Below are 23468 nucleotides of genomic sequence, written 5' to 3' on the forward strand. Positions count from 1 at the left end.
AAGCGTTTATTTCGCTTTCGTCTTGCTGACCCGGCGGCTTGTCAGTCGTTGTTCCCGGTCAGTGGAGGCGCATTATAGGGACTTCCCGGCAGCCTGCAACCCCTAATTTAAAAAAACTTTTCAACCGCTGTATATTTAGGCAAAACGCGCTTAAAGCGGCAGTTTTTTCAACGAATTAAAGCCGTGGCTCTGTAAAACGGGCAATAATGCATCTGTATCTGCGGAAAAGGCCAAACAATAGGCCAGATTCTCTTCTTGGGTTAATGCCAAATTTTCCTGGGTAGAGATCAACCAGGCGGCGCGGCGTGCAATGGCGGCGCCAGAATCTACCAGCCGGGTGCCCTCCGGCAATACCTGCATTAATTCTTCTGCTAGCAGTGGGAAATGCGTGCAACCCAGCACAACCGTATCCGGCGGTTCGTGCATGCTCAGCCAAGGGTGCAAAATGCGCTTCAGCGCCGCTAGCTGGATGGTTTCGCCATGCAGTTTAGCCTCCGCCAGCTCGACCAGCTCTGAAGAGCCCAGCAGCTCAATTTTGCAGTCGGTGGCGAAACGGGCGATCAGTTCATGGGTATAAGCACGCTGGACGGTGCCGCGCGTCGCCAGTAGGCCCACGATGCCGTTAGCCGTTAGCCTGGCAGCCGGCTTAATCGCTGGTACCACGCCAACCACCGGAAAGTTAAAACGCTCACGCAGAGCCGGCAGTGAAACGGTGCTGGCGGTATTACAGGCGATAATCACAATGGCCAACGGATGGCGCTGTTGTATCGCCCCGACGATCTCCAGCACGCGCGCGATGATGAACTCTTCGGATTTCTCACCGTAAGGAAAGGCCACATTGTCGAAAGCATAGATATAGTGGAGATCCGGCAGCAACTGCCGAACCTCCTGGTAGACCGACAGCCCGCCGACACCGGAATCAAAAACCAGTACCGTCGGGCGTGGAAGCACGGGGGGATTAGAAGGTATAGCTTCCAGTGAGGTAATACTCTCTTCCTGGAGTAACGTAGCCATATGCCGTCTCATAATCTTTATCAAACAGGTTAGCGATTCTACCACGAACCGTCAGGTGAGAGGTGACCGGATATGAAACTGCGAGATCCCAGAGGCTAACGCCGCCGAGTTTGACCGTCGGGTTTGGATAAACGCCGTAGTCTTTGTCATAGCGCTCCCCCAGGTATTGGTAGGTAACCGCCCAGTCAAAGTCATACACCTGCCAATCTAACTCATACTTCACCTGTTGTTTGGCACGGCGTGCCAGCACTTCATTAGTTTTGGCATTACGCGGATCGACGTAGTCGTAACCAATGTGGTGGGTCAATGGACCGGTTTCAAACGAAGCCGTGGCCTCAACACCTTTGATCGTGGCTTTATTTACGTTGAAATAAACATAGTTGGTTTCCGCCGTGGAATCGATCAGGTTATCAATGTCGTTACGATAAGCGGAAACACGCCAGGTCACCGGCCCGGTTAACCCTTCAAAGCCCCCTTCCCACTGTTTGCTCTCTTCCGGCTTTAGATCCTTATTATTGCCAAAGTTGCCATACAGTTGGCTCATATTAGGCGCCTTAAACGCTGTGCCATAAGAAGCGATGAAACGATACCCTTCAACAAACTCCCAGGCAGCGCTAGTTTGCCAGGTGCCATGCCAACCAAATTCAGAGTGATCGTCACCACGCACCGCCCCTTCCAGCGTTATTGGGCCCACCAACTGTTGCGTGGTCAGATAGATACCCGTATTGCGCTGGCTTTTTTCCCCATTGACACTGGTGGAGTCCGGCTTAATCTTTTGCTGCTGCCAATCCGCCCCGGAACTGACCGTCCCGTGCCCCAGTTGCAAGGTATTTCCCCACTGCAGGTTATACTGCTCTGCGTCCACCAGCCCTGCCGAGCTATCGTGCATACCAAGACGAGGATCGTAATTATAATCCTTGCTGTGGCTGTAGCTGCCAATCAACTGCGTTGCATAGGTACCTTCCTGATAACGCAAGCCGGTATCCCAGGTCTGGCTGTATAGCTGACGGGTATCCACCAAAGCGGAAGCCGGCGAGGAATAATAACCATCGTAGGCCGTCCGGTTGTCGTAGCCATAACCACGAACAAATCCACTGAACGCCTCGTTGAACTGATGTTGGACTGCGCCGTATAGCGATTTGCTCATAAACCCGTCGCGATCCTGCTGGCTCTGCGCGCCGGTACTGCCGTAAGCCACCACATCATACCCTTTGGTATAGGTATAGTTACCCGCCAGCGTCGCCAGCGTGCTGTCGCCCAACGGCTGTTGGGTGGAGCCGTCATAAGCCTGATAGCCATTGGAACCCACGCTGGCGGAGAGCGTAGTGCCGTTATTCTCACGGGTAGTAATAATGTTGACTACCCCACCGATCGCATCGGAGCCATAGACGGCTGAACGCGGGCCGCGAATATATTCGATTTTTTGCACCAGCGATAAAGGAATTTGGCTGAGATCGGAAGCACCGCTGACACCGGCCTGATTCAGGCGAATACCGTCGATCAGCAGCAAAACATGGCTGGAGTTGGTGCCGCGAATAAACAGCGAACTTTGTTGCCCCAAACCACCGTTCTGGCCCACATCCACGCCGGGTAAACGGCGCATAACGTCGGCCAGGCTCTTGGCTTGCCAACGATCGATATCATCACGGGTCACCACCGTCGCCGGCGCCAGCACCGAGGAAACCGGCTGCGGGAAGCGGTTAGCGGTGAGCACCATGGTTTCTTCACTTTTAGCGGTGGTATTGTCTTGCGCACAAACAGAAAAGGCCGTAGCGGACGAGACCGCCGCCAGCAGCATATTTTTTATCATTGTCATGGAAAAAGCATCCAAACTGAATTGGCGGATGCCGCAGGGCATGGCTGTTAGTTCGCGACAACCATGGGCATTGCGACGTATCACCGGCAGGTCTTCGGGCTCGGGATGTGCAGGTTGCAGGCAACCGGCACCGGGCAATGACTTCCCACCCGTGATAACGGGCAGTGTCTGCGTGCAACACGCTATTGCCGTGACTTCCCCATACCGCTGCGCGTCAGCTCCGGGTTCACACCGGATTCCCTTTTCACTCGCTGCTTGAGGCCGGATCGCCATGCTACGATCAATGTAAATGGATGTCTAGACTGCTACTAATGTTACAAATAATAAACGACACAACGCTGGACTTCACGGGCTGATATCCTACAATCCCCGCTGATTCAATCAGCCTGACGAGAAGAACCATGACGCCCGAGATATTGCCCATTGAACGCTACGACGACCAACTGGCGGAAAAAACCGCCCGCCTGCAGGCAATGATGGCGCCGTTCAATGCGCCCGCGCCGGAGGTGTTCCGCTCGCCAGTGAGCCACTACCGCATGCGCGCAGAATTCCGCATCTGGCATGATGGCGACGATATGTACCACATCATGTTTGATCAGCACACCAAGCAGCGTATCCGTGTAGACCGCTTCCCGGCGGCCAGCCAGTTGATTAACCGCCTGATGGTGGCGCTGCTGGCGGCGCTCAAGCCACAGCCGGTGCTGCGCCACAAACTGTTCCAGATTGACTACCTGTCTACCCAAAGCGGCAAAATCATTGCTTCGCTGCTGTACCACCGCAAACTGGGCGACGACTGGCTCGCCGATGCGCAAAAGCTGCGCGACGATCTGCGCGCCCAGGGGTTTGATCTGCACTTAATCGGCCGCGCGTCTAAAACCAAAATCGTGTTGGACCAAGACCACATCGACGAAGTGCTGCCGGTCGCCGGCCAAGACATGATTTACCGCCAGGTGGAAAACAGCTTCACCCAGCCCAATGCCGCGATGAACGTGCAAATGCTGGAGTGGGCGCTGAACGTCACCGCCGGTTCACAGGGGGATTTACTGGAGCTGTACTGCGGCAACGGCAACTTTTCGCTGGCGCTGGCCCGCCACTTCGAGCGCGTGCTGGCTACCGAAATCGCCAAGCCTTCGGTGGCGGCGGCGCAATATAACATTGCGGCGAACCACATCGACAACGTGCAAATTATCCGCATGTCCGCCGAAGAATTCACCCAGGCGATGAATGGCGTGCGTAGCTTCAACCGTTTACAGGGCATCGATCTGAGCAGTTACAACTGTGAAACGATTTTCGTCGATCCGCCGCGCAGCGGCCTGGATGCGGAAACCGTGAAGATGGTGCAGGCCTACCCACGCATTCTGTACATCTCCTGTAACCCGGAGACGCTGTGCGCCAACCTGGAAACGCTGCAGACGACTCATAATGTCAGCAGCCTGGCGCTGTTCGACCAGTTCCCCTACACCCATCACATGGAATGCGGCGTGCTGCTGGAAAAACGCGCCTGACGCCACAGGCTCGGCACCTCGCCGAGCCTGCCTGATGGCTTATTGCGGCTCGCTCTCCTGAGTTTGCGCCCGGCGCGCTTTCAGCTTCGCGCCAATCCACAGCACCAGCGCCACGCAGATAATCGATGGCAGGAAGTTAGAGCCAATCTGCGGGTACTCCACGCGCACGATCGCGCTATACAACAATAGCCCCAGCAGGAAACAGGCCCCAACCAGTTTCGGTATGCCGTCCGGCATCGCACGGTTAAGGTAACGTTGATGCAGGCAGTAAACCGCCAGCACCAGAGCAATCAGGGGGAAAATCGAAAACGGCACGACCGAGCTGAACAACACGCAAAATGAACCGTTTACTGAAAGGCCGGCAATCAACGCCAGCAGCAAAGTGCCATTTTCACGGCCTGGTTTTTCCATCACTTTCACCTTTTCTTATACGTGGGATACGGATGCCTTCTCTTGTTCACGGCGATACCAGTAATAAGCGCCTTTGGCGATCATCCGCAGTTGCAAGACCAGCCGCTCCTCCAACTGCCGGCGCTGTTCAATATCGACATCCAGCGCCTCCGCACCGGCGCTGAACACAATCGTCACCATCGCTTCAGCCTGCGCTTCGGTAAAGCTGCGCGGCATGTGGTTTTCCAATTCAAGATAGTCCGCCAATTCGGCGATAAAATGCTGGATTTCGCGCGCCACGGCGGCGCGGAATGCCGCCGAGGTGCCGGAGCGTTCACGCAGCAGCAGCCGGAAAGCATTGGGGTTATTGCCGATAAACTCCATAAAGGTGGAGACGGAGGTGCGGATCACGCTGCCGCCTTTCGCAATACGCTGGCGCGCCTGGCGCATCAACTGGCGCAGCATCAGGCCGCTTTCGTCAACCATCGTCAGCCCCAGTTCGTCCACATCGCGAAAGTGGCGATAAAATGAGGTCGGCGCGATCCCCGCCTCGCGCGACACCTCGCGCAAGCTCAGGCTGGCAAAACTGCGTTCGGCACTTAGCTGGCTGAAAGCCGCTTCGATCAGTGAACGACGAGTCCGTTCTTTTTGTTGTGCTCTGACGCCCATATGCATATCCAGATAAGTCCCATTCGCCCAGTCTAACGCCGTAGAACAGGCAATATAGCAAATTTTATTGCAACAACATTTATCCGAACACGTTCTATCACACTTCGGGCCGATGCCCGTCGCAGTTTGCCTAAAAAAGCCTAATGTTGATGAGACGCGCTGAGATATGATGTTAAATTATCGTTATTGTTTTGTATCGGAGCAGGACGATCTCACATGCAGCAACACTCTCAATTTGATGCCATTATTATCGGTTCAGGCCCCGGCGGCGAAGGGGCGGCGATGGGCCTGGTCAAACGCGGCGCCCGCGTCGCCGTGATCGAGCGTTACAACAACGTGGGCGGCGGCTGTACACACTGGGGCACCATTCCCTCCAAAGCCCTGCGCCACACCGTCAGCCGCATTATCGAATTCAACCAGAACCCGCTGTACAACGGTTCCCGTACCTTAAGCGCCACTTTCCCGGACATCCTCCGCCATGCCGATAGCGTCATCAATCAGCAGACCCGCATGCGGCAGGGGTTTTACGAGCGCAATCACTGCCAGCTATTTGCCGGCAACGCACGCTTTCTTGATGCCCATACCGTCAGCGTCACCTACCCGGACGGCACCCAGGACACCCTCCGCGCCGAAAACATCGTGATCGCCTGCGGTTCGCGCCCCTATCATCCGCCCAGCGTAGATTTCAACCATCCACGGATCTACGACAGCGATTCCATTCTTGAGCTGAACCATGAGCCACGCCACGTGATTATCTACGGCGCCGGCGTCATCGGCTGTGAGTATGCATCGATCTTCCGCGGGCTAAATGTGAAGGTGGATCTGATCAACACCCGCGATCGCCTGCTGGCGTTTCTCGATCAGGAAATGTCAGACGCGCTCTCGTACCATTTCTGGAACAGCGGCGTGGTCACCCGCCACAACGAAGAGTTCGAGAAAATTGAAGGCATGGATGACGGCGTCATCGTGCACTTGAAGTCCGGCAAGAAAGTGAAGGCGGATTGCCTGTTGTACGCGAACGGCCGCACCGGCAACACGGACTCGCTGGGCCTGGAAAACATCGGCCTGGAATCGGACAGCCGTGGCCTGCTGAAGGTCAACAGCCTGTATCAGACCGCGCTTGCGCATATCTACGCCGTGGGGGATGTGATTGGCTACCCGAGCCTGGCTTCCGCCGCTTACGATCAGGGGCGCATTGCCGCACGCACGATTTCCTCGGAAGAAGTGAGCGGGCACCTGATAGAAGATATCCCAACCGGCATTTATACCATCCCGGAAATCAGCTCCGTCGGCAAAACCGAGCAGGAGCTGACGGCGATGAAAGTGCCGTATGAAGTGGGCCGTTCCCAGTTCAAGCACCTGGCGCGGGCGCAAATCGCCGGCATGAACGTCGGCAGCCTTAAGATCCTGTTTCACCGCGAGACGCTGGAGATCCTCGGGATCCATTGCTTCGGCGAGCGTGCAGCGGAGATCATTCACATCGGCCAGGCGATCATGGAACAGAAGAACGGCGGCAACACCATTGAGTATTTCGTCAATACCACCTTCAACTACCCGACCATGGCCGAAGCCTATCGGGTAGCGGCATTGAACGGCTTAAACCGCCTGTTTTAACGCTGCATTGTTAATGTAGCCCTGCATATGCTCACGAATGGCTTCGGCTAACTGCTCATAACGGCTACGCAAAGGGGAACCGGGGCGATACACCAGAGCAATGGTGCGCTTCGGTTCCGGTTTGTAGCAGTCCAGGTAACACACGCCGTCGCGTTCCCGCTCATGCGGCACCGCCAAAGACGGCAACAGCGTGATGCCGCTGCCTGCTGCAACCATATTACGCAGCGTTTCCAAACTGGTGGCGCGGAAATGAGTATCTTCATCCGCACCGGCCTGGAAACAGAACCCCATCGCCTGATCGCGCAGGCAGTGCCCGTCCTCCAGCATCAGCAGTTTCTCCCCGGCCAAATCCGGCATCGCCACGCGTTCGCGGTTCGCCCACGGGTGATCGGCATACACGGCCAGCTTCATCGGCTCATCAAACAGCGGCACCTCAATGAAGGCTTCGGTTTCTTTCACCAACGCCAGGATGGCGCAGTCCAGTTTGCCGCTGTCGAGCTGCGCCAACAGTTGTTGGGTCTGCGCTTCATGCAGGTACATTTCCAGTTTAGGGAACGTCTTGTGCAGCGTTGGGATGATCTGCGGCAGCAGATAAGGCCCCACGGTGGGGATCAGGCCGATATGCAACGGCCCGGACATGGTTTCGCCCTGCTGGCTGGCCATCTCCTTTAACACCTTGACTTCACGCAGCACCGTGCGCGCCTGTTCCACCAGCAATAGCCCTGCCTGAGTGAACAGTACCTTGCGGCTGGTGCGTTCAAGCAACATCACGCCCAGTTCGTCTTCCAGCTTCCGAATCTGACCACTGAGCGTCGGCTGGCTAACGTGGCAAGAGTCTGCCGCGCGCCGAAAATGGCGGTGTTCAGCCAGTGCTACCAGGTATTCTAAATCACGAATATTCATTGTTTCCCTCCAAGCCACGATAGCCCATGGCGATAGATAAGATAGCAATCAGTGATTAGATCTATCAACCCCCCGCATGAATAATATCCCCCAACAAAAGGGCAACGTGCCAAAATAAAGAATTATTCATTACCGATTAAGGAATTATTGAATGTTTACCAGTCAAGAAGGCAAAAAGATCCCACAGGTTACTTTCCATACCCGCCAGGGCGATCGTTGGGTTGATGTCACCACCGATGACTTGTTCAAAGATAAAACCGTGATCGTATTCTCCCTGCCGGGCGCGTTCACCCCAACCTGCTCCTCCAGCCACCTGCCGCGCTACAACGAGCTGGCCAGCGTGTTCCGCCAGCACGGCGTAGACAGCATCCTGTGCGTGTCCGTCAACGACACTTTCGTGATGAATGCCTGGAAAGTCGACCAACATGCTGAAAATATCACCTTCGTGCCGGACGGCAACGGGGAATTCACCAAGGGCATGAATATGCTGGTGGAAAAAGCAGAGCTGGGCTTTGGCCCACGCTCATGGCGTTACTCCATGCTGGTGCGCAACGGCGTGGTTGAGAAAATGTTTGTTGAACCGAACAAACCAGGCGACCCGTTTGAAGTGTCCGATGCCGACACCATGCTGAAGTACCTGGCGCCGGAATTCAAAGTGCAGGAATCGGTTTCCGTGTTCACCAAACCGGGCTGCCCGTTCTGCACCAAGGCCAAACAAATGCTGCAAGATCGCGGCATCCAGTATGAAGAAATCGTCCTCGGCCAGGATGCGACCACCGTCAGCCTGCGCGCCGTCAGCGGCCGCGCCACGGTGCCGCAGGTGTTCATTGGCGGCCGCCACATCGGCGGCAGCGATGACCTGGAAACTTTCCTGTCAGCCTGATAACAATCAATAACGAATATCGATATGTGCTTTGGCGGGCTTTAGCCCGCCTTTTTTATTGCCACAGCGCTGCAGATTACGCCAAACGCGCTTTCGCCACCGCAATGGCGCTGGCAACCTGCTGCGGAGACACGCCGCCCTGGGCAGCACGTTTATCCAGGCAGGATTGCAGCGAGAGGATCGGATAAACATCCTCGCCGATCGTGCCGCTGAATTTCTGCAAGTCCGCCAGCGATAAGGCTTCCAGCGCTTTCCCCTGGCGAATGGCTTCCACCACCGCTTCGCCGACAATGTGGTGCGCTTCACGGAACGGCACGCCTTTGGCAACCAGATAATCCGCCAGTTCAGTGGCGTTGGCATAACCTTGCTCCGCCGCTTCCTGGCAACGCGGGCGCTTCACTTGAATACCTTCCAGCACCAGCGCAGCCATTTGCAGGCAGTCCATCCAGGTATCAAGCGCGTCGAACAGCCCTTCTTTGTCTTCCTGCATATCTTTGTTGTACGCCAGCGGCAGGCCCTTCAGCATCATCATCATCCCCGTCAGCGCGCCCTGCACACGGCCGCACTTACCGCGGATCAGCTCCAGCGCGTCCGGGTTTTTCTTTTGCGGCATCAGGGAGGAACCGGAGGTCACACGGTCAGAAAGTTCGATGAACGCCGCCTCGCCGCTGTTGAAGAAAATCAGGTCTTCGGCAAAGCGCGACAGGTGCACCATGCTGATGGCGGCGTTGGACAACAGCTCCAGCACGTGATCGCGATCGGAGACGCTGTCCAGGCTGTTGCGGGTGGCAGAAGCAAAGCCCAGCCAGCCGGCCAGTTGTTCGCGGTCGATCGGGTAGGCGGTGCCGGCCAATGCGCCGCAGCCCAGCGGGCTAACGTCAAGGCGTTTCAACGTATCCAGCAGGCGGCTTTCATCGCGTGCCAGCATTTCAACGTATGCCAGGCACCAATGCGCGAAAGTCACCGGCTGGGCGCGCTGCATATGGGTATAACCCGGCATGACGGCATCCTGATTGGCTTCGGCCGTTTCCACCAGCGCCTGTTGCAAATGCACAATCGCCTGATGCAGTTCGCCCACCTGTTGCTTGCACCACAGTTTCAGATCGGTCGCGACCTGATCGTTACGGCTGCGGCCAGTGTGCAGCTTTTTGCCCAGATCGCCCACTTTCTCGATCAGCTTCTGCTCCACCCAACTATGAATATCTTCGGCATCGCTGGTGGTGATGGAATGTGGATCGGCCTGCACTTCCTGCAGCAAATCACCCAGCGCGGCTTCCAGGCGCTGTTGCTCTTCCACCGTCAGCACATTCACGGTCACCAGTGCTTTTGACCAAGCGACGGAACCCGTAATGTCCTGTTCCGCCAGGCGATAGTCAAAACGCAGAGAATCGTTTAATTGTTTGAACCGCTGATCTGCCGCCTGGCTAAACCGCCCGCCCCAAAGTGCCATAATCTACTCCTGAATGTTATGCAAAAGGGCGCAGCACGCTGCGCCCCCAACAATTGACGCCAACTGACGTTATTTTTTCTTCTGTTCGTTCAGCGCACGGATGCGGGAAGACAGCGAGAACAGGCGAATAAAGCCGCCGGCATGGCTGTGATCGTAAACTTCATCTTCACCGAAGGTGGCAAACTCTTCAGAGTACAGGCTGTTGTCGGATTTTTTCTGAATCACGCTAACCTGGCCTTTGTACAGCTTCAACACCACTTCGCCGTTAACGTCGGCTGCCAGCGTTGCCGCCGCAGCTTGAATCGAACGGCGCAGCGGCGCGAACCAACGGCCATCGTACACCACGTAGGACATTTCCAGGCCCAGCTGTTCGCGCCATTTGAAACTGTCACGATCCAGCACCAGTTGCTCAACGCCACGCAGCGCGGCAACCATGATGGTGCCCCCTGGGGTTTCATAGCAACCGCGGGATTTGATGCCCACCAGGCGGTTTTCTACGATATCGATACGGCCAACGCCGTGTTTGGCGCCCAGATCGTTGAGTTTAACCAGGCACTGGTACGGGCTGAGTTTTTCACCGTTTACCGCCACCACGTTGCCTTGCTCAACGGTAACCGAAACCTGCTCCGGCTGATCCGGCGCTTCTTGCGGATCGACAGTCCATACCCAGCAATCTTTATTAGATGCATTCCACGGGCTTTCCAGCACGCCGCCTTCGGTGGAGATATGCCATGCGTTTTCATCACGGCTGTAGATTTTTTCCAGCGAAGCGGTCGTCGGGATATTACGCTCTTTCAGGTAATCCAGCAGGGCTTCACGGGAACGCAGGTTCCATTCACGCCATGGCGCCACCACTTTCAGCTGCGGTGCCAGCGCGGTGTAGGTGGTTTCAAAACGCACCTGATCATTACCTTTACCGGTTGCGCCGTGGCACAGCGCGTCAGCGCCTACTTTCAGCGCCAGCTCAACCTGAGCCTTGGCGATAATCGGCCGGGCCATAGAGGTGCCCAGCAGGTAGCTGCCTTCATACAGTGCGCCGGTCTGCAGCACCGGGTAAACGTAGTCGCGGATGAATTCTTCACGCAGATCAACCACGTGGCATTCAGAAGCGCCAGATTGCAGGGCTTTCTTTTCCACCCCGTCCAGATCGCTCGGATCCTGGCCGATGTTGGCCACAAAGGCGACCACTTCACAACCGCCGTAGTTTTCTTTCAGCCAGGGAATGATGGCAGAGGTATCCAGGCCACCGGAGTACGCCAATACGATTTTTTTGATGCCTTGGTCTTGCATGGTTTTATTCCTTGTCGTTCTAAATTTAAGCGAGGATCCGGGTGCCAATCGACACGCCATTAAACAGGGCCGGGAGCTGATCGGCATGACGCCAGCTGGCAATATCCACCGGGCGGCCGAGCGTACGGGCGGCATCCAACGCCGCGTTCACCTTCACCACCATACCATCGGTGATAATCCCTTTCGCAATCAGTTGTTCAGCTTTTTCCGCCGTCATTTCGGCGATACGCTGCCCCTTGCCGTCCAGAATACCGCTAACGTCAGACAGCAGGATAAGATCGGCGCCCAATGTCTCCGCCAGCGCCGTCGCGGCCTGATCGGCGTTGACATTCATCAGTTGGCCTTCGGCCGTGATGCCGATAGAGCTCACTACCGGCAGATAACCGGCGTTCAGTAAGGTATTCAACAGTTGCGGCGAACCCGCCTGGGCTTTGCCCACGTGGCCCAGCTCCGGATCGAACTGGGTGACGCTAACACTGCCGCCATCGGCCAGGCTCAGGCCAACCGCGTTAATCTGGTATTTCACCGCCCAAGCCAGCAGGGTTTTGTTGGCGGTGCCGGCCAACGCACCGGTGATGATATCGATCTGGTCGGGCGGCGTGACGCGCAGGCCGTTTTTCTTCACAACCGGCAAAGAAAGCTGCTTCATCAGCTCATCCACCACGCAGCCACCGCCATGGACGATCACCAGCGGGCGCTGATGCTGCTGGCGGTAAACATCCAGCGCGGTAAATAAACGCGCGAGCGCTTCTTCGCTGTCTAATAACACGCCACCTAATTTGATAATTAACGGGTTCATCACGGTTCACATCCCACGCAGTTTTACATTAAAGCAGTGACAGGGTTTCAGGGAACCCAAAACGGATATTCAGGCATTGCACCGCCTGGGCTGCCGCGCCTTTCAACAGGTTGTCTTCCACCGCGACGGCGATCAGGTGCTCGCCCTGCACGGCAAAGCCGATGTCGCAGAACGGCAGCCCCACTACCGCTTTCAACGCCGGCACGCCTTTATCGTACAACCGCACCAGAGGTTTGTCGTCGTAGGCGGCGTGATAAGCCGCCGCCACGTCTTGGGCGGTCACGCCGGCCTGCAGGCGGCAGGTGATGGTTTCAAGAATCCCCCGCGGGAAGTTACCCAGGTGCGGGGTAAAGATGACCGGCACGCCCAGGTGCGCAGCGATTTCCGGCTGGTGCCGGTGGGTGAAGATACCGTAGGGCTGCAGGCTCACTTCGCAAAGGCTGGTGGTCAGGCTGGCCTTGCGCCCTGCGCCGCTGACGCCGCTGGTGGCGTTAATCACCGGCCACTGATCCAGATTCAGCAGTTGACCGTCAATCAGCGGCTTCAACGCCAGCTGCGCGGCGGTGGGGTAACAGCCCGGCACGGCGATCAGCTGCGCCTGTTTGATTTTTTCATCTTGCCATTCCGCCAGGCCGTATACCGCCTGCGCCAGCCAGTCTGCATGCTGGTGTTTGAAACCGTAATACTGGCTGTAAAAATCAGCGTCCTGCACGCGGAACGCGCCGGACAGATCGAAGACCACGCAACCCGCCGCCAGAAATTCTGGGGCAATGTCGTGGCTGACTTCATGAGCGGTGGCAAGGAATACAACGTCGATACCCTGGGCCGCTTGCGCGACGTCAACCAGGGGTTGCAGCGGCAGATCGACGATGCCTTTCAACTGGGGATGCAAATCGGAAAGCAACTTTCCTGCATCTGCACTTTGCGCTGAAACCGCTAAAGCGGTTATGTTCATGTGTGGGTGGCGATTCAGGTAAGCCGTGAGCTCAGCTCCGGCATAACCGCTGGCACCAACGATCAGCGTATTCAACATGTGGCCTTTCACCTTCTAAACTTTCAGTGTGGTCGTGTAGACCTCGGTAACAGGGCTTGGCCGCGTTGTTGCGCCGTTCACCCACGAGATGGAGCGTTGATGGATTTATAAACATCCGGGTATCGGGTTCCCTTCCGCTCCAGCTTACTGTATTTTTATTCAAAATAAATGCATGAATATTGATACTATCCTAACTAAAGGCTGTCAACAGTGAAGATGAAATTACCTCCATTTATTGAGCTGTACCGGGCGTTGATCGCCACACCGTCGATCAGCGCCACCGATAGCGCCCTCGATCAAAGTAATGAAGCATTAATCAACTTGCTCGCCGGTTGGTTCAGCGATTTAGGCTTCCGCGTTGACGTTGAGCCGGTTCCCGGTTCCCGTAACAAATTCAACCTGTTGGCAAGCATCGGCGAAGGTAGCGGTGGCCTGTTGCTGACCGGGCACTCCGACACGGTTCCTTATGACGATGGCCGCTGGACGCGCGATCCCTTCACCCTGACAGAACACGACAACAAGCTGTACGGCCTGGGCACCGCCGACATGAAAGGCTTTTTTGCTTTTATTCTAGATGCGTTGCGCGATATTGATGTGACCAAACTGAATAAACCGCTGTATATTTTGGCGACGGCGGATGAAGAAACCTCCATGGCCGGCGCACGCTATTTTGCCGCCTCCACCCAAATTCGTCCGGACTTCGCCATTATCGGTGAGCCGACTTCTCTGCAGCCGGTGCGGGCGCACAAAGGCCATATCTCCAACGCGATTCGCATCGTCGGCCAGTCCGGCCATTCCAGCGATCCGGCGCGCGGCGTAAATGCCATTGATTTGATGCATGAAGCCATCGGCCACCTGATCGATCTGCGCAAAACGCTGCAGGAACGCTACAACAGCCCGTCGTTCGCGGTGACTTACCCCACCATGAACTTTGGCTATATCCACGGCGGCGATGCGGCCAACCGCATCTGCGCCTGCTGCGAAATGCATATGGATATCCGCCCGCTGCCGGGCATGACGTTAGATAATATCAATGAGTTGCTGCACGCCGCACTGGCGCCGGTCAGCGAACGCTGGCCCGGCCGCCTGACCATTGACGAACTGCATGCGCCAATCCCCGGCTATGAATGCCCGACGGATCACAAAATGGTCGCCGTAATTGAAAAATTGCTGGGTTCGCGCACCGAGGTGGTCAACTATTGCACCGAAGCGCCTTTCGTACAGCGCGTTTGTCCAACCCTGGTGTTGGGCCCGGGGTCGATCAACCAGGCGCACCAGCCGGATGAATACATCGATACCGCCTTTATCGAACCGACGCGCAAGCTGCTGGGGCAGTTGATCGATCATTTTTGCCACCAATAAATCATGATGAAAGATAGGGGTAATCGTTTATTATCCCTTGAGATGAGGCACGCCGGCTGGCGGTGATAAGCCATACTGATAACCCGCGTGCCGTAATTAAATTTCAGAAAATACGCAGAATTTGATGTTTTTTTGCTAAAAATAGTGTCAATTGGTAGTTGGACAGGAGCGTGACCAGATAAAACGGGCGATCTTCGCCTGGCACGTGAAATTAACTTACAAACAAAATGAAAAGTCATTTATCCAATAACCTCCAAGTTGCAGCCAGGCAGCAAACGTGTTGCCCGGGCGCTTAGTTCTGCAAGTCACCAGGGCTCCGGCATAACGCCACCACCGCTACAACTTGAAGGATAAAGGGTATACAGAAAACTGGATCAGGGGTTATATGAACGAACAATATTCGGCAATGCGGGGTAATGTGAGTATGCTCGGCAAACTGCTCGGCGACACCATTAAGGAAGCGCTGGGTGAGCATATTCTCGATCGCGTTGAAACTATCCGTAAGCTTTCCAAATCTTCACGTGCAGGCCATGAAGCACACCGCCAGGAGCTGCTCAATACGCTGCAGAACCTGTCCAACGATGAACTGCTGCCTGTGGCGCGCGCCTTTAGCCAGTTCCTCAATCTGACCAACGTCGCCGAGCAGTACCACAGCATTTCGCCGCACGGTGAAGCCGCCAGCAACCCGGAAGAACTGGCTAAACTGTTCACCCGCTTAAAAGATAAAAAGCTCAGCAATAAAGAGCTGCAAAATGCCGTGGATCAGCTTTCCATCGAACTGGTTCTGACCGCGCACCCAACGGAAATCACCCGCCGCACCCTGATTCATAAACTGGTTGAGGTCAACACCTGCCTCAGCCAGCTCGATCACAACGATCTGGCTGACTACGAACGCAATAAAATCATGCGCCGCCTGCGCCAGCTGGTGGCCCAGGCCTGGCACACCGATGAAATCCGCAAAAACCGCCCAACGCCGATCGATGAGGCGAAGTGGGGGTTTGCGGTGGTGGAAAACAGCCTGTGGGAAGGCGTGCCCGCCTTTTTGCGCGAATTCAACGAGCAGTTGGAAAACTCCATCAATTACAGCCTGCCGGTCGAAGCCGTGCCGGTGCGCTTCACCTCGTGGATGGGCGGCGATCGCGACGGCAACCCAAACGTCACCGCCGAAGTGACCCGCCGCGCGCTGCTGCTGAGCCGCTGGAAAGCCTGCGACCTGTTCCTGCGCGATATCCAGGTGCTGGTGTCTGAACTATCGATGACCGAATGTACGCCGGAACTGCGCAAGCTGGCCGGCGGCGATGAAGTGCAGGAACCGTATCGCGAGATCATGAAGCAGATGCGCGCCCAGTTGACCAATACTCTGGCCTACCTGGAAGGCCGCCTGAAAGGCACCAACATCCTGGCGCCGAAAAACCTGCTGGAGCGCAACGAGCAATTGTGGGAACCGCTGTACGCCTGCTACCAATCGCTGCAGGCCTGCGGCATGAGCATCATTGCCAATGGTCAGTTGCTGGATACATTGCGCCGCGTGCGCTGCTTCGGTGTGCCGCTGGTGCGCATTGATGTGCGCCAGGAAAGTACCTGCCATACCGAAGCCATCGCCGAAATCACCCGTTATCTGGGGCTGGGGGATTATGAAAGCTGGTCTGAAGCCGATAAACAGGCCTTCCTGATCCGCGAACTGAACTCCAAACGCCCGTTGGTGCCGCTGAAGTGGGAACCGAGCGAAATGACGCGCGAAGTGCTGGAAACCTGCCGCGTGATCGCCGAAGCCCCGGAAGGCTCCATCGCCGCCTATGTCATCTCCATGGCCCGTACGCCTTCCGACGTGCTGGCCGTGCACCTGTTGCTGAAAGAAGCCGGCTGCCCGTTCATCCTGCCGGTCGCGCCGCTGTTCGAAACGCTGGAAGATTTGAACAATGCCGACGACGTCATGACCCAACTGTTGAACATCGACTGGTACCGTGGCGTTATACAGGGTAAACAGATGGTGATGATTGGCTATTCCGACTCGGCGAAAGACGCCGGCGTGATGGCCGCCTCCTGGGCGCAGTATCGCGCACAGGATGCGCTGATCAAAACCTGTGAAAAAGCCGGCGTGGCGCTGACGCTGTTCCATGGGCGCGGCGGCTCTATCGGCCGCGGCGGCGCACCGGCGCATGCCGCGCTGCTGTCACAGCCGCCGGGCAGCCTGAAAGGCGGCCTGCGCGTTACCGAACAGGGCGAGATGATCCGCTTCAAATTCGGCCTGCCGGAAGTCACCATCAGCAGCCTGGCGCTGTATACCGGCGCAATTCTGGAAGCCAACCTGCTGCCGCCGCCGGAACCGAAGAAAGCGTGGCGCCAACTGATGGACGAGCTGTCAGAAACCTCATGCAACATGTACCGCGGCTACGTGCGTGAAAACCCCGATTTCGTGCCTTACTTCCGCGCGGCAACGCCGGAGCTGGAGCTGGGCAAACTGCCGTTAGGTTCACGCCCGGCTAAACGCCGCCCGAACGGCGGTGTGGAAAGCCTGCGTGCTATTCCGTGGATCTTCGCCTGGACGCAAAACCGTTTGATGCTGCCCGCCTGGCTGGGCGCCGGCGCCGGCCTGCAGGAAGCGGTGAAAGCCGGTAAGCAGGATCAGTTGGAAACCATGTGCCGCGACTGGCCGTTCTTCTCAACCCGCATCGCCATGCTGGAAATGGTGTTCGCCAAAGCCGACCTGTGGCTGGCGGAATACTACGATCAGCGCCTGGTGGATAAAACGCTGTGGCCGCTGGGCAAACAGCTGCGCGAACAGTTGGAAAGCGACATCAAGGTGGTGCTGGCTATCACCAATGACGATCACCTGATGGAAGACCTGCCGTGGATCGCCGAATCCATCGCACTGCGTAACGTCTATACCGACCCGTTGAACGTGTTGCAGGCCGAACTGCTGCACCGTTCTCGTCAGCAGGAGCATCCAGACGCCAACGTGGAACAGGCACTGATGGTCACCATCGCCGGCGTGGCCGCCGGTATGCGCAACACCGGCTAGCCGTTGCTGCGTTGCTTTTACGGTCCTGCTTGCAGGGCCGTTTTATTTTCGCGATAGCTTGCACGCACCAGCGCCACAACGGCGATCAACCCCAGCCCCATCAGCAACGCCAATACCGCCACGCCCGATACCACGCCAAAGCCATCGGCGGCGGCGCCGGCAATCCATGGCATCATGCCGCCGAACAGATAACCCGCGGACTGCGTCAGGCCGCTCAGGCGCGTGGCCTCATGTTTTGATGCGGAAAACGCCAGCGGCAGCAGCAGCGCGAGCGGGAACAGACCGCCGGTGCCCAGCCCAAGCAGCACCGCCGCGCCCCACACCGTTTGCGGCAACCACCACAGCATCAACGTGCCGGCGATAACCAGCGCGGTGAATATCCCCATTGCGCCCACAACGCCCACCCGCGCCCCACGCAGGAGCAGGGGGAAGAACAGGCTGGTTGCCGTTTGCAACACCAGAAACAACGCAATCAGCACGCTACTGGCATGCGGAGTAAAGCCAGAGGCCATATACAGGCTGGGCAACCATGCCACCACCGTATAGTTAATCCCAGCCTGCAGGCCGAAAAATACGGCCAGCCACACTACCACCCTTCGCTTCGGCCGGTGCGTGGCAGCGGCGGGCAATGCTACCGCCCCACGCGCAGCAGGCCAAACCGCCCACAGGCCGGCGGCGGCAACGGCGGGGAGCGCCCAGAAAGCCAGCCCGGCCTGCCACCCCCCTGCCATGTTGGCCAGCAACGGCGTTGCATAGGCGGCAATGGCCGATCCCACCCCCATACTGGTGGCGTACAGCCCCATCGCCGCCGGGGATTTATCATCATGAAACGTTTCCTTGATAAAACCACTAAGCAACGGCCGGATGATGGCATCGCCGATGCCGACCAGAGCCGCCGTCAACAGCAGCACACCATAACTCTGCGCCGCCAGACGCAGGGCAAGCCCCAGAATGAGGATGCCAAAGGCCAGCAGCATCGCGCGCTTCAAGCCGAACCGACGATAGGCGATATAGCCCAACGGGGAGAGCAGCCCCATGCAAATCACCGGCACCGCCGTCAGCAACCCAAGCGCGCCGCCGGCAATCAAGAGTTGCTCCTGAATGGCGCCCAGCACCGGCGCCAGCGATGAAATGCCGGTGCGCAAACACAGGCCCGCGCCGAAAACCATCAGCCACGGCAATAAGGTTGAATATTTCGCCATGCCCACTTTCCCCTGTTCCAAATGGCAATAGGCTAGCGCGCTTATCGGGTGTAATCTTTCGACAAATCGCCCAATGACATCGAATAACTGCCAAATGCCTGCTTCCACTACGCCGTCACGATCCAACCGCCGGGAGTGGCGCCTTGCTTCCACCTCGCCGTTGAAGACATTGCCGCGCCCCGTTTATCTGCGCGCCTACCACATTGGGGCCGGAACGCATATCGAAAGCCATCGGCACCGCTGGTGGCAGTTCTTATTCGCCCGCAAGGGATTAATGCAGGTGCAAGCCGGGGAAACCGCGCTGACTCTCCCCCCGGATTACGGCATGTGGCTACCGCCGGGGTGTGAGCATAGTCTCTGGGTGGGAGAAGATGTGGAGCTGGAAAGCCTGTATATCGAACAGACGGCGATCGCCATGGCCGATCGCCGCCTGCGGGTGGTGAAGGTGGATGATTTCGTTCGAGCCTTCATCCACCATGCGTGTACGCAGCTTCCGGTCTGCTATGACCAACAAGGCGCGGAGGGCCGCAAGGTAGGCGTATTGCTTGATTCACTGCAGGCGCTGCCCGATGCCCCATTCAACCTGCCCTTCCCAACCGCCCCCAGGCTTTTGGAGGTTTGCCTGGCGATCCAGAAAGCGCCGCAGTTGCCGCACACGCTGGCGCAATCCGCCAGTGCTGCGCACATGTCACCGCGCACCTTCTCTCGCCATTTCCTGCGTGCTACCGGCCTGCCCTACCACACGTGGCGGCAGCGTATGCGCCTGCTGGGCACGCTGGCGTTGTTGCGATCGGGGTTGTCCGTCACCGAGGTCGCCCTGGCGATTGGCTACGCCACGCCTTCGGCATTTATTTACGCCTTCAGGCAACTGTTTGGCACCTCACCCAGCCGTATTTAATCGGGCTACGCCCAGAAACCAAAAAGCGCCGTGCCAATGGCACAGCGCTGCGGGGAAATTGCTGGGATAAACTCAGGCCGCAACCACCGGGCGCACGCCCAGGGTATGGCAAATGGCGTAGCTCATCTCGGCACGGTTCAGCGTATAGAAGTGGAAGTCTTTTACCCCTTCGCGGCTCAGGATCCTCACCATGTCCATGGCGATATTGGCGCCGACCATTTTGCGCGTTTCCGGATCGTTATCCAGCCCTTCAAACATGTTGGTCATCCAGCTTGGCACGCGCACGTTGGTCATGGTGGCGAAACGTTGCAACTGCTTGAAGTTGGACACGGGCAAAATACCGGGCACGATTTCAACATCAATACCGGTGGCTACGCAGCGGTCGCGGAAACGCAGGTAGCTTTCCACATCGAAGAAGAACTGCGTGATTGCGCGGTTGGCGCCGGCGTCGATCTTGCGCTTCAGGTTGATTAAATCCGCCTGGGCGCTTTTCGCTTCCGGATGCACTTCCGGATAAGCCGCCACGGAAATATCAAAGTCGCCCACTTCTCTTAACAACGTCACCAGATCGGCCGCATACATGTCCGGCTTGCCGCCGCCGGCCGGCAAATCCCCGCGCAGGGCCACAATGTGGCGAATACCGCTGTTCCAGTAGTCAGTCGCGATCTCACGCAGCTGCGCCGGGCTGGCATCGATGCAGGTCAGGTGCGGCGCCGCATCCAGCCCGGTACGCTCTTTAATCCCTTTAATCACGCTGTGGGTGCGATCGCGTTCGCCGGAGTTCGCCCCGTAGGTCACAGACAGAAATTTCGGCTTCAGGCTGCTCAGGCGATCGATGGATTGCCACAGGGTGTCTTCCATCTCACTGGTACGCGGCGGGAAAAACTCAAACGACACGTTAATCTGGCCGTGCAGCTCCGCCAGACTTTGATTCAGCGCTTCCCGCTGGTTTGCGTGAAAAAAACTCATACCCTGCCTCTTATCGATCGCTGTTTTTGATAAGCGTCTATACGTTTAGACGTCTAGATAGAAAATGCCGGATATTGCTCAGGCAGTCAACAGGAAACCCGGGAATCGGCGATGATTTATCCTCACGAACCACGCGAGAAAATTTCATGATGCCCGGCAGGAAGAGAACGGCGGGATGCAGCAGGGCGCCGCAGAGGGCGCCCTGAGAGGCATTACAGCAACTGGGCCAAACGGTTAAGGTCCGACTGAATGGCGCCAGCGGTAACGTCACGCCCGGCCCCCGGGCCGCGGATAACCAGCGGGTTATCACGGTACCAGCGGCTTTCGATGGCAAACACGTTGTCACAGGGCAGCAGTGCCGCCAGCGGATGATCCGGGCGCACAGCCTCCACGCCGACACGCGCCTTGCCGTGGGCATCGAAACGCGCGACGTGGCGCAATACCAGCCCCATCTCGCTGGCCGCTTCAAAACGCTGCAGCATTTGTTGGTTCAGCTCTTCCCCGTCCTCAAAGAACTGATCGATGGAGCCCTGTTCAACGCTGGCGGGCACCAGCGATTCAACCCGTACCTGGCTCGGCTCGATGTCGTAACCCGCTTCGCGCGCCAGGATCACCAGCTTGCGCATCACATCCTGGCCGGAAAGATCGACCCGCGGATCCGGCTCGGTCAGCCCTTGCTGCCATGCCTGATCCACCAGCTCGGTGAACGGCACGGTGCCGTCAAACTGCAGGAACAACCAAGACAGCGTGCCGGAGAAAATACCGCTGATCGCCAGAATGCTGTCGCCGCTATCACGCAGATCGCGCACGGCGTGGTTCACCGGCAGGCCCGCGCCGACGGTGGCGTTATACAGCCAGTGGCGCCCGGTTTTGGCAAACGCATCGCGAATTTGGCGATAGTTGTCGCTGCCGGAAGCTCCCGCCAGTTTGTTGGCGCTGATGACATGGAAACCGTAGCTGGCGAAGTCCAGATACTGCTGCGCCAGGTTTTCGCTGGCGGTGACATCCAGCACCACCAGATCATCGTACGGGTGAGCGCGCATCCACAGAAACAGCGATTCCTCGTCCAGGTCCTGCGCTTCTTCTTCAAAAAATGCCAACGCGCGGCTGGCATCCAGCCCATCATAGTTCAACAGGCTGCGCCGGCTATCCACCACGCCCGCCAGGATGAATTCAAAACCGCTGCGGGCCGAAATGCTTTCCTGATCGCGCGCAAACAGCTCCAGCCAACGGGAACCGATATTTCCCTTGCCGAACAGCACCAGGCCGATGCGTTTTTCGGCGCGGAACAGGCTTTGGTGCAACCCCTGAATCAACAGCCCGGTCGGCCCCTGGCGCAGCACCGCCACCAGGCTGATGCCGTCTTCCGCCTGCCAGATAAACTCCACCGGCTGGTCTTTCAACTGCTGATAAAAACGGTGGCTGTGCAGCGGGTTGTTGCACACGCCAGCACCCACCAGCGCCACCAGCGCCAGGCCTTCGTGCAGTTGCAGCTCGCCCGGCAAGGCGGCTTCCTGCAGGATGCGCAGCGCGCTGCCCACCACTTCCGAGGTGTAGCAAAGCTGGATCAGGCGGCGATCCGGGTGCAGCCCGACCGCCAACGGTTTAACCTGGGTGCGCTTGAGCACGCGATCGAGCTCCTGCTGTACCTGTTTAACCTCATGCTGTGGGGCAACGGTCAGTTCAATCAGGCACACATCGTCATGACTGGTGACGATTTTCGCGCCGGTGCCGGAGGCCAACACGCGTTCAATACGCGTGGAGCCTTGTTCCGGCTGGTAGCTGCAACGCAGTTGCAAATCGATATCGCTGCCGGAAACCGGCTGCAGCGTGCGCGTATGCAGCACCGGGGCCGCCAGGCGCGCAAGCTCGTTGGCCTCATCCAGGCGCAGCAAAGGCAACAGACAGGCATCTTTCACCTTGCGCGGATCGGCGCTGTAAACACCGGCCACATCGCTCCAGATGGTCACGCGCGACACCCCGGCCAGCGCTCCGATTTGGGTCGCGGAATAGTCGCTGCCGTTGCGCCCCAGCAACACCGTTTCGCCGGCATCGTTACGCGAGATAAACCCAGTGACGACCAGGCGTTGGCCCGGATACTGCGCCATCAGTTGTTGCAACAGCGGAGAAGAGCGCGCTTCGTCAACCTGAGGCTGAGCGGTGCGCTCTGCGCGCAGGAAATCACGCGCATCCAGCCAGGCGGCCTGCATGTCCAGCTTATTCAACAACGCCGCCATCAGCCGGGCCGACCAGATTTCCCCATGCCCGACCACTTCTGCATAGGCCGCGTCGTCAATTCGCCCGTCCAGCACCACGGCCAAGCGTTCCAGATCGTGAATAAACGCGGCGATCAGGGGTTCTGCCATTTCCGGCGGCAGCAAGTTGCCAATCAACTCACTGTGATAGCGGCGCAACGCCTGTTGCACCTGGTGGGCGGAAAGACGATCGCTTTGGCTCAACTTCAGCCAACTGATCAACTGGTTAGTGGTGCTGCCGGCGGCCGAAACCACCATCAAATCGCCAGGCTGGCTGTATTCGGCCATAATGCCCGCCACCCGCTGATAGCACGTCGCATCCGCCAGGCTACTACCACCAAATTTATGCAGTTGGCGCCCTCTTTCCGCCCCTGCCGTCACAATTGCATTCATG

The 23468-nt window shown here is 57.6% G+C and carries 18 protein-coding genes and 1 riboswitch; of the genes, 6 read left to right on the forward strand and 12 right to left on the reverse strand.

Annotated elements, in window-relative coordinates; genetic code table 11:
• Positions 1 to 150: 150 nt before the first annotated feature.
• Entirely contained in the window at positions 151 to 1014 is an 864-nt protein-coding gene (gene murI, locus ABFX35_RS23025) for a glutamate racemase (protein WP_121553410.1), read from the reverse strand.
• Complete coding sequence (gene btuB / locus ABFX35_RS23030; RefSeq protein WP_346083071.1) at positions 959 to 2830, reverse strand: TonB-dependent vitamin B12 receptor BtuB; 1872 nt, start codon at positions 2828 to 2830, stop codon at positions 959 to 961. The genes murI and btuB overlap by 56 nt, the downstream gene beginning before the upstream one ends.
• 68 nt (positions 2831 to 2898) lie before the next feature.
• Positions 2899 to 3111: riboswitch (cobalamin riboswitch) on the reverse strand.
• 120 nt (positions 3112 to 3231) lie between these two features.
• Between btuB and trmA the strand changes: the two genes are divergently transcribed.
• Positions 3232 to 4335: a tRNA (uridine(54)-C5)-methyltransferase TrmA gene (gene trmA, locus ABFX35_RS23035; RefSeq protein ID WP_346083073.1), complete on the forward strand. Its 1104-nt coding sequence runs from the start codon at positions 3232 to 3234 to the stop codon at positions 4333 to 4335.
• Between the two features lie 39 nt (positions 4336 to 4374).
• Here the strand turns inward: trmA and ABFX35_RS23040 are convergent, their stop codons facing one another.
• Both ABFX35_RS23040 and fabR read right to left on the reverse strand, forming a co-directional pair.
• Positions 4375 to 4746, reverse strand: coding sequence for a YijD family membrane protein (locus ABFX35_RS23040; RefSeq protein WP_121553412.1), 372 nt, complete (start codon positions 4744 to 4746; stop codon positions 4375 to 4377).
• A gap of 15 nt (positions 4747 to 4761) precedes the next feature.
• Positions 4762 to 5394: an HTH-type transcriptional repressor FabR gene (gene fabR / locus ABFX35_RS23045; protein ID WP_095846649.1), complete on the reverse strand. Its 633-nt coding sequence runs from the start codon at positions 5392 to 5394 to the stop codon at positions 4762 to 4764.
• Positions 5395 to 5610: 216 nt separating this feature from the next.
• Here fabR and sthA point away from each other — a divergent pair, with 216 nt between their 5' ends.
• The gene (gene sthA, locus ABFX35_RS23050; protein ID WP_346083075.1) at positions 5611 to 7008 is read left to right on the forward strand and encodes a Si-specific NAD(P)(+) transhydrogenase; all 1398 of its coding nucleotides are present in this window, start codon (positions 5611 to 5613) and stop codon (positions 7006 to 7008) included.
• Here sthA and oxyR read toward each other — a convergent pair.
• The gene (oxyR, locus tag ABFX35_RS23055; RefSeq protein WP_279022877.1) at positions 6991 to 7911 is read right to left on the reverse strand and encodes a DNA-binding transcriptional regulator OxyR; all 921 of its coding nucleotides are present in this window, start codon (positions 7909 to 7911) and stop codon (positions 6991 to 6993) included. The genes sthA and oxyR overlap by 18 nt on opposite strands.
• 151 nt (positions 7912 to 8062) lie before the next feature.
• Here oxyR and ABFX35_RS23060 point away from each other — a divergent pair, with 151 nt between their 5' ends.
• Positions 8063 to 8794 (forward strand): glutathione peroxidase, encoded by a 732-nt coding sequence (locus ABFX35_RS23060; protein ID WP_346083077.1) that lies wholly within the window; start codon positions 8063 to 8065, stop codon positions 8792 to 8794.
• Between the two features lie 76 nt (positions 8795 to 8870).
• On the opposite strand, the gene argH is transcribed toward ABFX35_RS23060, so the two are convergent.
• The 4 genes from argH to argC all read right to left on the reverse strand — a co-directional run bounded on the left by argH (position 8871) and on the right by argC (position 13366).
• Positions 8871 to 10244, reverse strand: coding sequence for an argininosuccinate lyase (argH, locus tag ABFX35_RS23065; RefSeq protein WP_346083079.1), 1374 nt, complete (start codon positions 10242 to 10244; stop codon positions 8871 to 8873).
• A 69-nt stretch (positions 10245 to 10313) separates the two neighbouring features.
• Positions 10314 to 11534, reverse strand: a complete 1221-nt coding sequence (locus tag ABFX35_RS23070) for an argininosuccinate synthase (RefSeq protein WP_095846644.1) — start codon at positions 11532 to 11534, stop codon at positions 10314 to 10316.
• A 25-nt stretch (positions 11535 to 11559) separates the two neighbouring features.
• Complete coding sequence (argB, locus tag ABFX35_RS23075) at positions 11560 to 12336, reverse strand: acetylglutamate kinase (RefSeq protein ID WP_183096498.1); 777 nt, start codon at positions 12334 to 12336, stop codon at positions 11560 to 11562.
• A gap of 25 nt (positions 12337 to 12361) precedes the next feature.
• Positions 12362 to 13366 carry an N-acetyl-gamma-glutamyl-phosphate reductase gene (gene argC / locus ABFX35_RS23080; protein ID WP_095846642.1) on the reverse strand — a complete coding sequence of 335 codons (1005 nt, stop codon included), beginning with the start codon at positions 13364 to 13366 and terminating at the stop codon, positions 12362 to 12364.
• 216 nt (positions 13367 to 13582) lie between these two features.
• Here argC and argE point away from each other — a divergent pair, with 216 nt between their 5' ends.
• Positions 13583 to 14728 carry an acetylornithine deacetylase gene (gene argE, locus ABFX35_RS23085; protein WP_346083082.1) on the forward strand — a complete coding sequence of 382 codons (1146 nt, stop codon included), beginning with the start codon at positions 13583 to 13585 and terminating at the stop codon, positions 14726 to 14728.
• A gap of 385 nt (positions 14729 to 15113) precedes the next feature.
• Positions 15114 to 17750 carry a phosphoenolpyruvate carboxylase gene (gene ppc, locus ABFX35_RS23090; protein ID WP_279022886.1) on the forward strand — a complete coding sequence of 879 codons (2637 nt, stop codon included), beginning with the start codon at positions 15114 to 15116 and terminating at the stop codon, positions 17748 to 17750.
• Positions 17751 to 17767: 17 nt separating this feature from the next.
• Here ppc and ABFX35_RS23095 read toward each other — a convergent pair whose 3' ends face one another.
• Positions 17768 to 18952, reverse strand: a complete 1185-nt coding sequence (locus ABFX35_RS23095; RefSeq protein ID WP_346083085.1) for an MFS transporter — start codon at positions 18950 to 18952, stop codon at positions 17768 to 17770.
• 94 nt (positions 18953 to 19046) lie between these two features.
• Here ABFX35_RS23095 and ABFX35_RS23100 point away from each other — a divergent pair, with 94 nt between their 5' ends.
• Entirely contained in the window at positions 19047 to 19850 is an 804-nt protein-coding gene (locus ABFX35_RS23100; RefSeq protein ID WP_346083087.1) for an AraC family transcriptional regulator, read from the forward strand.
• A gap of 72 nt (positions 19851 to 19922) precedes the next feature.
• Here ABFX35_RS23100 and metF read toward each other — a convergent pair whose 3' ends face one another.
• Complete coding sequence (metF, locus tag ABFX35_RS23105; protein WP_346083088.1) at positions 19923 to 20819, reverse strand: methylenetetrahydrofolate reductase; 897 nt, start codon at positions 20817 to 20819, stop codon at positions 19923 to 19925.
• A gap of 212 nt (positions 20820 to 21031) precedes the next feature.
• Complete coding sequence (locus ABFX35_RS23110) at positions 21032 to 23467, reverse strand: bifunctional aspartate kinase/homoserine dehydrogenase II (protein WP_346083089.1); 2436 nt, start codon at positions 23465 to 23467, stop codon at positions 21032 to 21034.
• Position 23468: the final 1 nt, after the last annotated feature.

It is taken from the genome of Gibbsiella dentisursi, from assembly GCF_039539505.1.
Taxonomy (GTDB): domain Bacteria; phylum Pseudomonadota; class Gammaproteobacteria; order Enterobacterales; family Enterobacteriaceae; genus Gibbsiella; species Gibbsiella quercinecans.

Excerpts from the sequence above, each read along its gene's own strand:
- murI (WP_121553410.1), bottom strand. The coding sequence starts at position 1,014 with ATGGCTACGTTACTCCAGGAAGAGAGTATTACCTCACTGGAAGCTATA.
- btuB (WP_346083071.1), bottom strand. The coding sequence starts at position 2,830 with ATGACAATGATAAAAAATATGCTGCTGGCGGCGGTCTCGTCCGCTACG.
- trmA (WP_346083073.1), top strand. The coding sequence starts at position 3,232 with ATGACGCCCGAGATATTGCCCATTGAACGCTACGACGACCAACTGGCG.
- ABFX35_RS23040 (WP_121553412.1), bottom strand. The coding sequence starts at position 4,746 with ATGGAAAAACCAGGCCGTGAAAATGGCACTTTGCTGCTGGCGTTGATT.
- fabR (WP_095846649.1), bottom strand. The coding sequence starts at position 5,394 with ATGGGCGTCAGAGCACAACAAAAAGAACGGACTCGTCGTTCACTGATC.
- sthA (WP_346083075.1), top strand. The coding sequence starts at position 5,611 with ATGCAGCAACACTCTCAATTTGATGCCATTATTATCGGTTCAGGCCCC.
- oxyR (WP_279022877.1), bottom strand. The coding sequence starts at position 7,911 with ATGAATATTCGTGATTTAGAATACCTGGTAGCACTGGCTGAACACCGC.
- ABFX35_RS23060 (WP_346083077.1), top strand. The coding sequence starts at position 8,063 with ATGTTTACCAGTCAAGAAGGCAAAAAGATCCCACAGGTTACTTTCCAT.
- argH (WP_346083079.1), bottom strand. The coding sequence starts at position 10,244 with ATGGCACTTTGGGGCGGGCGGTTTAGCCAGGCGGCAGATCAGCGGTTC.
- ABFX35_RS23070 (WP_095846644.1), bottom strand. The coding sequence starts at position 11,534 with ATGCAAGACCAAGGCATCAAAAAAATCGTATTGGCGTACTCCGGTGGC.
- argC (WP_095846642.1), bottom strand. The coding sequence starts at position 13,366 with ATGTTGAATACGCTGATCGTTGGTGCCAGCGGTTATGCCGGAGCTGAG.
- argE (WP_346083082.1), top strand. The coding sequence starts at position 13,583 with ATGAAATTACCTCCATTTATTGAGCTGTACCGGGCGTTGATCGCCACA.
- ppc (WP_279022886.1), top strand. The coding sequence starts at position 15,114 with ATGAACGAACAATATTCGGCAATGCGGGGTAATGTGAGTATGCTCGGC.
- ABFX35_RS23095 (WP_346083085.1), bottom strand. The coding sequence starts at position 18,952 with ATGGCGAAATATTCAACCTTATTGCCGTGGCTGATGGTTTTCGGCGCG.
- ABFX35_RS23100 (WP_346083087.1), top strand. The coding sequence starts at position 19,047 with ATGCCTGCTTCCACTACGCCGTCACGATCCAACCGCCGGGAGTGGCGC.
- metF (WP_346083088.1), bottom strand. The coding sequence starts at position 20,819 with ATGAGTTTTTTTCACGCAAACCAGCGGGAAGCGCTGAATCAAAGTCTG.
- ABFX35_RS23110 (WP_346083089.1), bottom strand. The coding sequence starts at position 23,467 with ATGAATGCAATTGTGACGGCAGGGGCGGAAAGAGGGCGCCAACTGCAT.